This window comes from Shewanella sp. SG44-6 (assembly GCF_014164185.1).
Lineage (GTDB): Bacteria > Pseudomonadota > Gammaproteobacteria > Enterobacterales > Shewanellaceae > Shewanella > Shewanella vesiculosa.
In genome coordinates, this window is the sequence record NZ_JACJER010000018.1 from 37,366 (window position 1) to 52,369 (window position 15,004).

Here is a 15,004-nt window from a genome sequence, read left to right on the forward strand (position 1 = left end):
TTTTTGTATTTTTTTACTATGGTTATATAGTATTTAATTCAACTTCTCATAAGGTTATTAATTGTGGTTACTGGTTTTTTTAAAAAATTATTCAATATTCGTGACCGTAATGAACAAGTTAAATTTACTGGCAAAACATCAGTTGAAAAACGCCAGCAGATCCAACAACAATCGACACAACTCGCTGTTGAAATTACACCTAAACTTGCAGCTGAGTCGCAGTTAGATTTGTCGGCATTGTTTTATAGTTTATTGTTTGCTAGCCAACAATCAACCACCACAGGTATTGCCAATAATCTTGAACGAAGCGTGATGCAAAAAATTGAGCAAGCACTTAGCTCACCAGAGTCTATTGCTGAAAATGTATTAAAACTTCCTAGTAAAATACTCGAACTTGATAAGAAGCTTGCTGATGACAGTATTGAAACCCAAGAGCTAATAAAGCTCATTGAGCAAGACCTTTTATTGTGTGTTGAAGTACTCAAACTATGCAATTCACCCGCATTTAAACGTGCAGATACGGATGTTAGTAGCATTCAACAAGCGTTAGTGCAGGTGGGGCGACAACAGTTAAGGCAGTTTATTACCACTTGCTTAGCCCGAGAATTAATTGATATCAAAGCTATTTACTTTCGACGCTTTGGTGCAGAAATTTGGCGCCATTCTATGCAAGTGGCTTTTTTAGCCAGCGAATTAGCTCGCTCTGAGCAACGAGATCGTGCTTTTTTATTAGGCTTGTTACATGACGTGGGTAAAATTGCGATTTTTAAACTGCTGGTGGATGCTTTTTATCAAGCAGAGCCAGGAGAGCAGCCGAGTTCTTCGTTGTTTAAGCAAGTGATGACCACCAAGTCATTAACGCTGAGTGCGCTTTTAGCTCGTTACTGGCAATTACCAGAGCACTTTGAAGCATCATTAACTTTGTTAGCGAATAGCAATATTAAACCTGTGGATGAGATGGCATTACTCATTTGGAAAGCCAATATTATTAGTGAGTGTTCGATGTTGCAACAGGTTGATAAATTACCTCAAGCAGCATTGGCGCTGTTGTTGGCCCAAGTGGACTTGAGTGAAGAAGAGTTTATTGTGCTACATCAAAAGCTGATGCAATTTTAGATACACTTTAAAAGTAGTCTGTCTTTGGTGGTCCGGTTGTAGATTGATTAAGATATGCTTTTTATCATTGTATTGCCCATAAAAAAGCGCCTTTCGGCGCTTTTTTGTTAATGATAGTCGACTGAATCTATTGCAGTAATGAAATATCCGCAACGTGTAAGAACTGCTCACGAAGATTAGTTAACAAAGCTAAACGGTTGTTTTTCAATGCTTCATCATCTGCCATTACCATCACATCTTCAAAGAACTGATCGACGCTCTCACGTAAGTCAGCTAATAAGGTTAATGCTTGTTGGTAATCACCTGTGGCAAACAAGGGCGCTAACTGCGGTTGCAGTTGTGCAAGTTTAGCCGCTAAGGTTTTTTCTGCTGTTTCGCTTAATAGTGCTTGGTTGATGGTTTCAGGCAGTTTACCTTCAACTTTAGCCAAGATATTAGAAACACGCTTATTGGCTGCAGCAAGCGCACTAGACGCTTCTAAACCACGGAAATGAGATACTGCATTAACGCGACTGTCAAAATCAGCTGGGCGAGTCGGACGACGAGCAAGCACGGCTAAAATAACATCAACTTGAATACCTTTATCTTGATACCAGGCTCGGAAACGTGCCAGTAGGAACTCTAGGACATCCTCACTGGTATTCGCATTGGTGATGTTTGCAGCATGCAATGTTTGTGCTTTAGCAATTAATTCTACTAAGTCCAAAGGTAGCTTGTGTTCAACAATAATTCGCAAAATACCGATAGCAGCTCGACGAAGTGCAAATGGATCTGCCGCGCCTTTAGGTGCTTGGCCAATACCAAAAATACCCACTAAAGTATCGAGTTTTTCGGCTAAAGCAACAGCGCAAGATACATTTGCTGTTGGTACTGTATCACCAGAGAACTTAGGCTTATATTGTTCTTCAAGTGCTAGCGCTACCGCTTCAGTTTCGCCGTCTAAGCGGGCGTAATGCATGCCCATAGTGCCTTGGGTGTCAGTAAACTCCATGACCATGTTGGTCATAAGGTCTGCTTTAGACAATAAGCCTGCACGGCTAGCATCTAGGCTACTAGTATTGACGCCATTGTCGTTCATTTGTGTTGCAATAAAGCCTGCTAACGCTGAAATACGTTCAACGCGCGCTTTTAGTGTGCCCAGCTGCTTTTGGAATACAACCGTATCTAAACTGGCAATACGAGACTCAAGCGTGTGCTTTTTATCAGTGTTAAAGAAGAACTCTGCATCAGCCAGACGTGGACGAACGACTTTTTCGTTACCTGAAATAATCTGCTGTGGATCTTTTGATTCTATGTTGGTGACAAAGATAAAGTTAGGTAATAACTTGCCACTGTTATCAAATACCGGGAAGTACTTTTGATCACCTTTCATGGTGTAAACTAAGGCTTCTGAAGGCACATTTAGAAACTTTTCTTCAAAGCTAGCTGTTAGCACTATTGGCCATTCAACCAATGAAGCGACTTCTTCTAGTAGGCCGTCTTGAATATCGGCAATACCACCTAATTTAGCTGCTGCAGCTTCAGCATCAACTTTGATTAGCGATTTACGTAATTCATAATCTGCTAGTACTTTACCTTGCTCTTTTAGCGCGGCCAAATAGTTGTCGGCATGATCTAACTCAAAGCTGGCTTTACCCATAAATCGGTGGCCACGAATAACGCGGTCAGATTTAATACCAAGTAATTCACCCGCAACTAACTCGTTGCCTAATAGCATGGTCACAGTGTGAACTGGGCGAATAAACTGAGTTTTGTTGTTTCCCCAACGCATTGGTTTAGGGATAGGTAATTTATCGAGTGCTCGTTGTGCCATGTCAGCAATTAAGCTTTTGGTTTCAACACCAACCACTTTAGCTTGGTGAACTAACCATTCACCTTTATCGGTTGTTAAACGCTCTGCTTGCTCAACCGTAATGCCATTACCACGGGCCCAGCCTTGTGCTGCTTTAGTTGGGTTACCGTCAGCATCAAATGCTGAGCTAACCGCAGGACCGCGTTTTTCAACGACTTTATCGGCTTGTGCTAAAGCTAATCCCAATACGTTAATGGCCAAGCGTCGTGGGGCTGCATACCAAACGGCAGAATCAAATGGCAGGTCTGCTTTGGTTAATTCATCGGTAAAGTTAGCTAAAAAAGATTCCGCTAATGTGCGTAGCGCCTTTGGCGGTAATTCTTCGGTGCCCACTTCAATGAGTAAGTTTTCAAAATTCATCTGTTACCTCTACTTACACAGTGGGAAGCCAAGCGCTTCACGTGCTTGATAATAAGATTCTGCAACACCTTTTGCCATCGTACGAACGCGAAGGATATAACGCTGACGTTCGGTGACAGAAATTGCATGGCGTGCATCAAGTAAATTGAAAGCGTGCGATGCTTTCATTACTTGCTCGTAAGCAGGTAGTGGTAATGGTTTTTCTAGTGATAATAAGTGCATGCACATCTTTTCACATTGATCGAACAGGGTGAACATAAAATCGACATCGGCGTGTTCGAAGTTATAAGTCGATTGCTCAACTTCGTTCTGGTGAAAAATATCACCATAGGTCACACGGCCTAAAGGTCCGTCTGTCCACACCAGATCATATACACTATCAACTTCCTGAATGTACATTGCTAGACGTTCTAGACCGTAAGTAATTTCGCCGGTAACAGGACTACATTCAATACCGCCAACTTGTTGGAAGTAAGTAAACTGTGTCACTTCCATACCATTGAGCCAAACTTCCCAGCCTAAGCCCCATGCGCCCAATGTTGGTGATTCCCAATTGTCTTCGACAAAGCGAATATCATGTATTTGAGTATCGATGCCTAGAGCTTCAAGTGAGCCTAAATAAAGCTCTTGAATATTATCTGGCGATGGCTTGAGGACCACTTGAAATTGGTAGTAATGCTGTAAGCGGTTAGGGTTTTCACCATAACGTCCATCAGTAGGACGGCGAGACGGTTGCACGTATGCACTGCTCATTGGCTCAGGGCCTAATGAACGTAAGAACGTCTGCGGGTGGAAAGTACCAGCGCCAACTTCCATATCTAGAGGTTGAACAATTGCGCAACCTTGCTGCGCCCAATATTCCTGAAGGGTTAGGATGAACCCCTGAAATGTCTTTACGTCATGTTTCGTCGTCATGTCTACTACTGTCAGGCTATTAATAGAAAATGTTGATGATTATACCTTGTAGAGCAAGGTAGATGTAGGTTATTTTTTAACGTACTACTCAAAACGTTAATGGAACCGTACCATGCAAGTTAACCGATGTGGCTGGGTAAGTGAAGACCCTTTATATCAGCATTATCATGATACTGTTTGGGGACGACCTGAATTTGATCCTAAACAGCTTTTTGCTAAGTTATGTCTTGATGGCCAACAAGCTGGATTGTCTTGGATTACCATTCTAAAAAAGCAACAAAATTACGAATTACTGTTTGCTAATTTTGAGCCGAGTATTATTGCACAGTACGATCAAGTTAAAGTGGCACAGTTAATGCTCGAACCGGGTATTGTGCGCAATCGTCTTAAAATAAACTCGATCATCAGAAATGCTAAAGCTTATTTAGCATTTGTAGAGCAGGGCGATGATTTCTCTAAGTTTTTATGGGGTTTTGTTGGCAGTAAACCTAAAGAAAATAACTTCAGTTCATTAAGCCAGGTTCCTGCACAAACACCAGAATCTGAAGCTATGTCTAAGGCGTTAAAAAAGCTTGGTTTTAACTTTGTTGGTCCGACAATTTGTTATGCATTTATGCAAGCCGTGGGCATGGTGAATGATCACACCACAGATTGTCATTGTTATGGTCAGTATTGATTTTATTAAAAGTATAAAAAAAAGGTGTTCCACGTGGAACACCTTTTTTATTGGCTTAACTTAATCGTTAGATTTTTTCAAAGAAAAACGGCTTACGTTTATGTTTATCACCATTTAGTTGATTCATGGTTTCTGAATTAAATAGCTTACCATTAACCATAGTGTAAGTGACTTTATCAGTCGTTCTTATATCGGCTAATGGATCGCCATCAATCACAATTAAGTCAGCCAATTTACCCACTTTGATAGAACCCAGTTGATGGTCCATACCAAAGGTTGTCGCCGGATTAATTGTCGCGGTTTTTAATACTTCCATATTACTCATGCCGCCTTGAGCAAACATCCACATTTCCCAATGTGCTGCTAATCCTTCTCGTTGACCATGAGCACCAATATTAGGTTTAACGCCGATGTTGTTTAACTCATTGGCTACGCGGGCAACATTAAAGTGGTTGTAATGTTCGTCCGGTGCTGTGGTTCTTCGCATTGATCGGGCATCAAGTATATCGTGCGGCACATACATACTTAGGCGAGGGTGAGCCCAAACGTCGGTTTTATCATACCAGTAATGCTCACCAGAAATACCACCATATGCAACCACTAGCGTCGGTGTATAGTGAACTTCTGTTTGGCTCCAGAATTGCTTAATATCATTGTAAATTGATGCTGCTGGCAATGAATGTTCTACCGTCGTGTGACCATCGGCTATCATGGATAAATTGTGCTGCAGTAAACTGCCACCTTCAGGCACTACCATCATTTCGAGCTCTCGCGCAGCAGCAATAATTTGTTGGCGTTGATCACGACGTGGTTGGTTGTAACTCTTAACGCTAAATGCACCGACTTTTTTAAGACGCTCTAAGTGGAACTTTGCATCATCAAGTGAATCAACATGCGAAGTATAACCAGGTAAGTTTGCTCCGTATAAAATCGTCCCCGTAGAGAAAATACGCGGTCCAACAATTTTGCCTGCTTTTTGTTGTTCTGAAGCGGCAAATATTTCGGTTGTGTCATTTGATGGGTCGTGAATAGCTGTTACCCCAAGTGACAGACCTGAATATAAGGCCCAGTTTTGTTGTGGAATAATCTCATCATCTGCTTGGCCACCATGAGCGTGAGCATCAAACAGGCCGGGCATGATGGTTTTGCCGCTAATATCGATAATTTGGGCATTGTTAGGAATGACTGTATTAGCATCACCAACACTAACAATTTTATTGTCTTTAACGATAACGACACCATTATCAATAACTTGGTCATTTTCCATCGTAATCACTTTGCCGCCGGTAAATACCACTGTTCCACGTGGAACATCAGCTTTATCTTTAAAACCAATTGCAGTGATTTTAGGATCGACCTTGGTTTCCGCTTTTGTATATTGAGTGTCTACATCTGCTCGATATAAATCTGGGCCCAATGTCCAATACAGTTGGTTGTTCTTACCGTTCCAGCTAATGCTTTCTCCTGCACGGGCGCTTAGTTGAGTAATGGGTAAGTTGGTTGCTTTAGGCCCAATCGCAATGGTTTCACCGTGTTTAGCAAAAGGAGTGACATACACTCTAAAGCGTTCAGCAAATGCTAAGTGCTCACCGTTGGGTGATAAACGAAACTCGGTAGCATGGTCGCTGGTGTAATGGGTACGTTTTTCAAAACCGTTCATGCCGATAGAGGCAAACTCTGGGGTTTCCCCTGAATCCATAAAGTAAACACGGTCTGAGTCAGCTCCGAATTGTGGTTGATGGCCACTGGCTGTTAGTTTGGTACTTTGCTTTCCTTTGATATCGACTTTATATAAACCGGGTTCTTGTGACCAAGTTCGTGGTGTCATGTAGCCACCGCGCGCTTTTCGATAAACAATATATTCGCCATTAGGTGAAAAGGTTGGTTCGACATATTTGCCAGGCTCGTTGGTCAACACCTTGGCTTTACCACCTCTGGCGCTAACAACACTGACTGTGCCTTGCTGTTGATCATTCCAAGTGGTGAATACTATGTCTTTACCGTCACGTGACCACTGTGGGAATAGCTCATTGATGTCATCATCTAAACGGGTTAATCGTTTATGTTTACCGTCTTTAATATCACGAATCCAAATTTTACCTAAGGCTTCAAATACTACTTTTTCGCCATCTGGTGACACTTGTGCCATACGCAGCATTTTTACATCAAATTCATCTTTATCTAAGTTTTGAGTAAAGCGGACTGATGGCTGAATATCTCTTTGAGTGTTAACACTGAATGGAATGTCTGTTACTTGTTTACTGTCGACATCAAGTTTATTGATTTTACCTTTAGCCCAAAATACGATGTGCTTATTGTCTTTGGTCCACGACATTGTTGGGTACACACCATGAATAGCCCATGTTTCCTGCATATCACGATCGAGTTTGTCATACAGCTTGGTTTCTTCACCAGAGGTTAAATCGAGAGAATAGAGCGTTGACTGGAATCCATCACGTTTGATGTAAGCAAGGGTTTTGCCGTCAGGGCTTGGTGTCGGTCTAATCGCACCACCAGTACCTTCAATCAATACTTCAATATCGCCTGTTTGTGTGTCGTAACGTTTGATCTTATAAATGCCTTTTACCGAGTCTTTAGAATAGTGAAAGGTTTTACCTGGGGTCGCATCTTGGCTGAAGTAAATATAACGGCCATCAGGTGAATAGGCGGGTTCACCTAAATCTTTTTGCTCGTTAGGACGCTCAGTTAGTTTTACCCCTTCGCCACCAGCAACGTGAAACATCCACACTTCACCGGCTCCTAAGCTGCGAGTGCCAGTGAAGTGTTTTCTGGCTATTAAATACTGTGAGTCAGGACTCCAGGCTGGGCTGTTGAGTAAACGAAAGGTTTCAGTCGTTATTGCATGTGGATTAGTGCCATCGGCATTCATTATCCAAATATTATCGCCACCATCTTCATCAGAGGTAAAAGCTATATACTTACCGTCTGGGCTATATACTGGCTGCATTTGCCAAGCTATACCTTGTGCCAGTGGTTTTGCTTCACCTCCAGCTATCGGTATTTGGTAAATATCACCTAATAGATCAAATACAATGTGTTCACCATCAGGTGATACATTGATGTTCATCCATGTCCCTTCAGTAACATTAATATCAATTTTACTCAATGGCGCATTTTCAGGAGCATTTACGTGCCATTTTACTTTGTCATCTTCGGCATAGGCAAAGCTAGAAATACCTAGAGTAAGTGCCATAGCGGTGTAAATAGGGGTGAGTTTTTGAGTCAACATAGAGTAGATTATCCGTTGTCGTTTTTATTTTCAGTGGATTTAATCAAGCTTAATACTCGTGTAGGTCATCTCATTTAGCATGATTAGATGACCTGAAGAGTACTTGGCTTTACTGCGTTTGTCGGTTTGAATGGTTCCTTTATCGCATAAATTACCGATAAGGGGTATAACAAATCTGTATCAATTAATGACAGACGATAACACGCATGTTTGTTATCGATTAACAAACAATGAGTGCTATAGCGTTAGATTTTAATATTAAAGGCTTAAATGAAAATGATTTATCGATTTTGCTAATCGATATTTACAGAGTCATCGGCTTGTATTAAGCCAGCTTGGATCACGCGGCAGGTGACTCCGCCACGCCAGTCAGGTGTTAATGCTTGTTCAAGCCCTGAGTGAGCTTGTTGCATTTTTTTACATGGATCGGTTTCGCCAGTGATTTGTAGTTTTAGCTCAGTACCAATTGAGATCGTTTTACCTACATCCGCAGGGCTAAATTCATAGCCGCTGATCAATAAGTTAGCTCGACGAGTTAACCAATCTAAATCTACATTAATTTGCTGGCAGGCTTTTTGCCATTGCTGTTTTGACATCACTGTCACCTGGCGTTTACCTGGTCGGCCAAAAACGTCATTCTCGACACCGCGCTCTAAAGTCACATTGGCACAGAAAGCGGGTTTCATCACGCCGCGTTTTGCTGTTTTGTATGCGATTGCTTCCAATGTGATTGTCATTTTTAAAGTCCTTTTTTGAGTAAATAGTGATATGGCGTTTTACTGGTATCGCTAGCAATTAAGGTGTGATCCATAAATTCACAAAAGCTGGGTATGTCTCGTGTAGTGGCAGGGTCATCCGCTATAACAAGTAATGTTTCACCGTCAGCCATTTTACGTACTGTTTTACGGATCATCATCACTGGCTCTGGACAGCGAAGACCAAGTGCGTCGAGCTGGTGTTGCGCCTGGGTATAAATATCGTTCATTGAGTCCTATCTATTTTACTTATCTAATTATCGCTAATGTTACTCTTGTCATTTATGCTTGCCAAGTTTGCTACTAATTTATCTTTTTTATCTTTTTTTATTTTTCATAAAACATGTTTCACGTGGAACATTAGCCAAAGCAGAAAAATTTAAAAATAAAAAAAACGAGCCAATTTGGCTCGTTTTCATTGCAGCTGATGAATTATCAGCTAGAGATTTTAAACCTTATACGCGTTCGAATACGGTTGCGATACCCTGACCTAAACCGATACACATAGTGGCAAGACCAAGCGTTGCATCTTTTTCTTCCATTAAGTTAATCAGAGTCGTTGATATACGAGCACCTGAACAACCTAGTGGATGACCTAATGCAATCGCGCCACCGTTAAGGTTAATCTTTTCATCGACAACATCTTGTAAGCCAAGATCTTTAACACAAGGTAATGACTGTGCCGCAAACGCTTCGTTTAATTCGATAAGATCTAAATCGGCAACAGATAAGCCAGCGCGAGCTAATGCTTTTTTGGTTGCTGGTACAGGACCATAACCCATGATAGCAGCATCACAACCCGCAACGGCCATTGAGCGAATACGTGCGCGAATGGTTAAGCCTAATGCACGAGCTTTAGATTCTTCCATGACTAACATCGCCGAAGCACCGTCTGACAATGCGGAAGATGTACCCGCAGTTACGGTACCGTTTACCGGGTCAAATGCTGGACGTAAACCCGCAAGTGACTCAAGTGTTGTTTCAGGACGGATTACTTCGTCTGTCATTACTTTGATCAGTGCGCCGTTTACGTCGTGGCCTTCAATGCCCCAAATCTCTTTGGCAAAACGACCTTCAATAGTGGCAGCATGAGCGCGTTGATGAGAACGTACTGCAAACGCATCTTGTTGTTCACGAGTAATGCCGTGCATTTTACCTAACATTTCGGCGGTTAAGCCCATCATGCCAGATGCTTTAGCTACGCGGTTTGCAAGACCTGGGTGAAAATCAACCCCGTGGTTCATTGGTACGTGACCCATGTGTTCAACACCACCAATAATAAAGGTGTCGCCTTGACCGGTCATGATGGCACGAGCCGCTTGATGAAGAGCATCCATTGATGAACCACATAAACGGTTTACGGTAACGGCACCCGCTGTTTTAGGGATACCAGCCAATAATGATGCGTTACGAGCAATGTTGAAACCTTGCTCTAGTGTTTGTTGCACACAACCCCAAATAACATCTTCAATGTCGTTAGGGTCTAGTTGCGGGTTACGCACTAATAATGCTTTCATTAATTCTGCAGAAAGAGTCTCTGCACGTACATTTCTAAATACCCCAGCCTTTGAACGGCCCATCGGGGTACGAATGCAGTCTACGATAACAGCTTGTTTCATGATTTAATTCCTTTCCCACTAATTAGGCTTGGTAGTAACTACCGTTGTTGGCTGCAAGTTCACGCATGGTATCGGTAACTTGATATAAGCCACCAAGATGTGCGTATTTGTCTGCTAGGGCAACAAAGTTTGCTACGCCCATGGTGTCTAAATAACGGAATACACCGCCACGGAATGGAGGGAAACCAATACCGTAAACTAGACCCATATCGCCTTCAGCAGGTGATGCAATAATGCCTTCTTCTAAACAACGAACCGTTTCGATGATCATTGGGATCATGCAACGAGCGATGATGTCATCTGACTCGAATGCTTTTAATTCACCAAACGTTTCGCCTAATAATGCATAGCTTGTAGGATCAATGTCTTTCTTCGGCTTACCACGACGGTCAACAGAATAGGCATAGAAACCTTTAGTGTTTTTCTGACCTAGACGTTTGTTTTCAAACATAATATCGATAGCGTCTTTGCCATTTTTACCCATACGATCTGGGAAGCCTTCTGCCATAACTGCTTGGGCGTGATGACCAGTATCTAAACCGACTACGTCAAGTAAGTAAGCTGGACCCATTGGCCAACCAAACTGTTTTTCCATCACTTTATCGATAGCGGCGAAATCAGCGCCTTCGGCAAGAAGACCACTAAAGCCAGCAAAGTATGGGAACAATACGCGGTTAACGAAGAAACCTGGACAATCGTTAACAACAATCGGGGTTTTACCCATTTTGCTCGCGTAAGCAACAACTGTTGCGATGGTTTCTTCTGAGCTGTGCTCACCACGGATAATTTCAACTAATGGCATTTTGTGCACTGGGTTAAAGAAGTGCATACCGCAGAAACGTTCTGGTTTCTTCAGGCTTTTAGCCAGTAAGTTGATTGAGATAGTTGAGGTGTTTGACGCAATAATCGCATCTTCAGAGACGTATTGCTCAACTTCTGCAAGTACAGTCGCTTTTACTTTTGGATGTTCAACAACCGCTTCTACAACGATATCGCTATTTTTGATAGCGGCATAATCTAAAGAAGGGGTAATGTTGTTTAATACTTTAGCCATTTTCTCTGGCGTAGAGCGGCCGCGAGCAACTTGAGTAGTAAGGATTTTAGCCGCTTCGTTCAAGCCTAACTCTAATGCTGGCTGAGCGATGTCTTTCATGACAATTGGCGTGCCTTTGCTGGCGCTTTGGTAAGCAATACCGCCGCCCATAATACCTGCACCCAATACCGCAGCTTGGTTAACATCATGAGCTAACTTAGCAGCTTTCTTAGCTTTGCCTTTAACGAATTGGTCATTTAAGAAAATACCAATTAGTGCTTGAGCAACATCTGTTTTCGCTAATTTAATGAAAGCTTGTGCTTCCACTTTTAGCGCGCCGTCACGATCTAAACCAGCAGCCTGTTCGACAACATTCACAGCAGCCATTGGCGCTGGATAATGCTTGCCTGCAACAGAGAACACCATGCCTTTAGCCGTTGCAAAAGACATCATGGCTTCAAGTTTAGGTAGCTGAAGTGCTGATTGCTTTTTGGTGCGACGAGCTTGCCAATCAAGGCTACCATTAAGTGCATCATGCAACATTTGAATCGCGGCAGCTTCTAGGTTTTCGGGTGCTACAACGGCATCAATCGCGCCAACTTTCAAAGCATCTTCTGGGCGTTGGTCTTTGGCTGTGGTAATCCACTCAAGCGCATTATCTGCACCAATCACGCGCGGTAAACGCACTGTGCCACCAAAACCAGGAATAAGGCCTAATTTTGTTTCTGGTAAACCGATGCGAGCATTGGTATCGGCAACGCGTAAGTCGGTTGCTAAAATAGTTTCACAACCACCACCAAGAGCAAAACCATTAACAGCAGAAGCTGTTGGAAACGGTAAATCTTCAAGTTTGTTGAATACCGCGTTAGCTTGTTCAACCCAAGCTAGCAAGGTTGCATCATCTTGTTGGAAAAGGGTTAAGAATTCGGTGATGTCAGCACCAACAATAAACGTGCTTTTTGCTGATGTCAGCAATAAAGCTTTAATATTGGTGTTTTGTTTGATGCTGTCTAGCGCTGCATCAAGGGAGGCTATGGTTTCTCTGTCAAATTTGTTTACCGAACCTTGTGCGTTAAAACACAGTTTGGCAATATTATCTTCAAGTAACTCAACCTGAATGGTAGGGCTTTGGTAAATCATTGCTTGCTTCCTTATTGCTTAAAAGCGACTTCCACATCTTATTTACTGTGCAGTTATCAAGCTTGAATCACAGCAGTTTCGGCCATCTATTGACCAGCTAATTCTCAGTGTGCGACTAAATGAGAAAAATTACAACACCCAATTTAAACGGCCGTTTAATTTTTTATCATCTAGCGAGGAGTTTTTATGTTTGTGATAGACTGATTGAGTTAAAACTTATGAAAAGGGATAGTCAATGGATCAGTTAGCTCATCTATACCATGCACACATCGACGAACTAAATCGTCGTGTCGCTGAAATTTGTCAGCGTGAAAATATCTCGGGTTTAGTCATTCATTCAGGGCAACCGCACCGACAGTTTTTAGATGACTTAAATTATCCCTTTAAAGTTAACCCGCAATTTAAAGCTTGGTTACCTATTTTAGATACCGCTAATTGTTGGGTTATTGCCAATGGCCAAGACAAGCCAACGCTAGTTTTTTATCGTCCGGTCGATTTTTGGCATAAGGTTAACGATGTACCGCAGGCTTTTTGGACTGAACATTTTGATATTCAGCTATTAACTAAGCCAGATCGTATCGCAGACTATCTACCTAAAAACCTCACAACATGGGCTTATATCGGTGAGCATTTAGACGTTGCTGATGTATTAGGTTTTAGTGCGCGTAATCCTGATGCGGTAATGAACTACTTACATTACCACCGTGCTGATAAAACTCAGTATGAACTTGAGTGCACGCGTCGAGCGAACCAAATTGCGGTAAAAGGGCATTTGGCTGCCAAAAATGCTTTTTATAATGGTGCCAGCGAGTTTGAGATCCAGCAATGCTATTTGCTTGAAATTGGCCAGAGTGAAAACGAAGTGCCCTATGGCAACATTGTCGCGTTAAATCAAAATGCGGCTATTTTACATTACACCGCTTTAGAGCATGCTAAGCCGGCTCAGCGGTTATCATTTTTGATTGATGCAGGTGCTAACTTCCATGGTTATGCTGCCGATATCACTCGAACATACGCATTTGAGAAAAATCGTTTTTGTGAATTAATTGCCGCCCTAGATAAAGTGCAATTAGCCATTATTGGGCAAATGAAGCCAGGAGTTAAATACGTCGATCTGCATGTTGCGACACACCATCATATAGGCCAGTTACTGATTGATTTTGGCATAGCTAATGGCACAGCTGAACAGTTAGTCGCCCAAGGTGTTACTAGCGCCTTTTTCCCACATGGGCTAGGGCATATGTTAGGGTTACAAGTTCATGATATGGGCGGATTTGCCCACGATGAACGTGGAACCCATATCGCGGCGCCAGAAGCGCATCCTTTTTTACGTTGCACTCGAGTATTGGCTGCAAATCAAGTGCTCACCATTGAGCCGGGCCTTTACATTATAGATACCTTACTTGAGCAACTATCTACAACAGCCAAGCAAACCATTAATTGGCAAACCGTTGCTGAGCTGCGACCGTTCGGTGGTATCCGCATCGAAGATAACGTGATTGTGCATCATAACCGAGTTGAAAATATGACAAGAGAGTCTGGTTTAGTTGATTGAGTCATACCTAATACCACAAGCTAACCTAGCCATAGAAGAAGAGATAAAGCATAGCCGCTTTATCTCTTTGTTATTTCATTGCCCGCATGCTAATGATATGAAGTTAGTACTTACTGACATAAAGCAGCAATATCCAGGTGCCAACCACTATTGTTATGCATTCGTTGCTGGTAGCCCTGAAAATACCATTGATATGGGGGCTAGCGATGATGGCGAGCCGTCAGGTAGTGCGGGTAAGCCCATGTTAGCGTGTTTACAAGGCGCAAATATTGGTGAGCTTGGTGCTATTGTTGTGCGTTATTTTGGTGGTACTAAGTTAGGCGTTGGTGGTTTAGTACGAGCTTATACTTCGGGTATCAAGCAAGGGTTAACTCAAATACAAACTCAGGTTAAGCATTTGAGGTATCCGGCAAACTTAGTGTGTCATTATGCTCAACTAGCTGATATTGAATATTTAGTTGCTCAACACGACGGCGTAGTAATCGATAAAGTGTTTACTGACCGGGTTGAAATACGCCTTGAGTTGGCTAAATCACATCATCAGGCGTTTAACTTAGCGCTAGCGACTCTGACTCAGGGCCAGCTACAAGTAAAGTTTACAGTTTGAGCTATGACTAACTTATGCCAAAATGTCACTCAATTGTTAAATCCGACGCAGCACAACTAAACAGAATCCTTAATGCAATATAAAACAATTATTAGAATTACCGGTTTGCTGATGGGATTATTTTCA

At 42.3% G+C, this 15,004-nt stretch carries 11 protein-coding genes; 4 read left to right on the top strand and 7 right to left on the bottom strand.

Annotated elements, in window-relative coordinates; all coding sequences use genetic code 11:
• Positions 1-63 precede the first annotated feature (63 nt).
• A complete protein-coding gene (locus H5185_RS05350; RefSeq protein WP_182741549.1) occupies positions 64-1,116 on the top strand; it encodes an HDOD domain-containing protein in 1,053 nt (350 codons plus the stop codon).
• Between the two features lie 127 nt (positions 1,117-1,243).
• On the opposite strand, the gene glyS is transcribed toward H5185_RS05350, so the two are convergent.
• Together glyS and glyQ are read right to left on the bottom strand one after the other, a co-directional pair.
• On the bottom strand, positions 1,244-3,328 hold the full coding sequence (glyS, locus tag H5185_RS05355) for a glycine--tRNA ligase subunit beta (RefSeq protein WP_182741550.1): 2,085 nt from the start codon (positions 3,326-3,328) through the stop codon (positions 1,244-1,246).
• A 9-nt stretch (positions 3,329-3,337) separates the two neighbouring features.
• Entirely contained in the window at positions 3,338-4,243 is a 906-nt protein-coding gene (gene glyQ, locus H5185_RS05360) for a glycine--tRNA ligase subunit alpha (RefSeq protein ID WP_124016565.1), read from the bottom strand.
• Positions 4,244-4,355: 112 nt separating this feature from the next.
• Here glyQ and H5185_RS05365 point away from each other — a divergent pair, with 112 nt between their 5' ends.
• On the top strand, positions 4,356-4,919 hold the full coding sequence (locus H5185_RS05365; protein ID WP_182741551.1) for a DNA-3-methyladenine glycosylase I: 564 nt from the start codon (positions 4,356-4,358) through the stop codon (positions 4,917-4,919).
• Between the two features lie 67 nt (positions 4,920-4,986).
• On the opposite strand, the gene H5185_RS05370 is transcribed toward H5185_RS05365, so the two are convergent.
• The 5 genes from H5185_RS05370 to fadB all read right to left on the bottom strand — a co-directional run bounded on the left by H5185_RS05370 (position 4,987) and on the right by fadB (position 12,716).
• On the bottom strand, positions 4,987-8,169 hold the full coding sequence (locus tag H5185_RS05370) for an amidohydrolase family protein (RefSeq protein ID WP_182741552.1): 3,183 nt from the start codon (positions 8,167-8,169) through the stop codon (positions 4,987-4,989).
• A 293-nt stretch (positions 8,170-8,462) separates the two neighbouring features.
• Entirely contained in the window at positions 8,463-8,906 is a 444-nt protein-coding gene (locus tag H5185_RS05375; protein ID WP_182723693.1) for an MOSC domain-containing protein, read from the bottom strand.
• A 2-nt stretch (positions 8,907-8,908) separates the two neighbouring features.
• Positions 8,909-9,154, bottom strand: a complete 246-nt coding sequence (gene tusA / locus H5185_RS05380; RefSeq protein ID WP_124016561.1) for a sulfurtransferase TusA — start codon at positions 9,152-9,154, stop codon at positions 8,909-8,911.
• Between the two features lie 225 nt (positions 9,155-9,379).
• Complete coding sequence (gene fadA, locus H5185_RS05385) at positions 9,380-10,543, bottom strand: acetyl-CoA C-acyltransferase FadA (RefSeq protein ID WP_124016560.1); 1,164 nt, start codon at positions 10,541-10,543, stop codon at positions 9,380-9,382.
• Between the two features lie 22 nt (positions 10,544-10,565).
• The gene (gene fadB / locus H5185_RS05390; protein WP_124016559.1) at positions 10,566-12,716 is read right to left on the bottom strand and encodes a fatty acid oxidation complex subunit alpha FadB; all 2,151 of its coding nucleotides are present in this window, start codon (positions 12,714-12,716) and stop codon (positions 10,566-10,568) included.
• Positions 12,717-12,951: 235 nt separating this feature from the next.
• Between fadB and pepQ the strand changes: the two genes are divergently transcribed.
• Together pepQ and H5185_RS05400 are read left to right on the top strand one after the other, a co-directional pair.
• A complete protein-coding gene (pepQ, locus tag H5185_RS05395; protein ID WP_124016558.1) occupies positions 12,952-14,271 on the top strand; it encodes a Xaa-Pro dipeptidase in 1,320 nt (439 codons plus the stop codon).
• Entirely contained in the window at positions 14,264-14,878 is a 615-nt protein-coding gene (locus H5185_RS05400) for a YigZ family protein (RefSeq protein WP_182741553.1), read from the top strand. The genes pepQ and H5185_RS05400 overlap by 8 nt, the downstream gene beginning before the upstream one ends.
• The last annotated feature ends 126 nt before the right edge of the window (positions 14,879-15,004 follow it).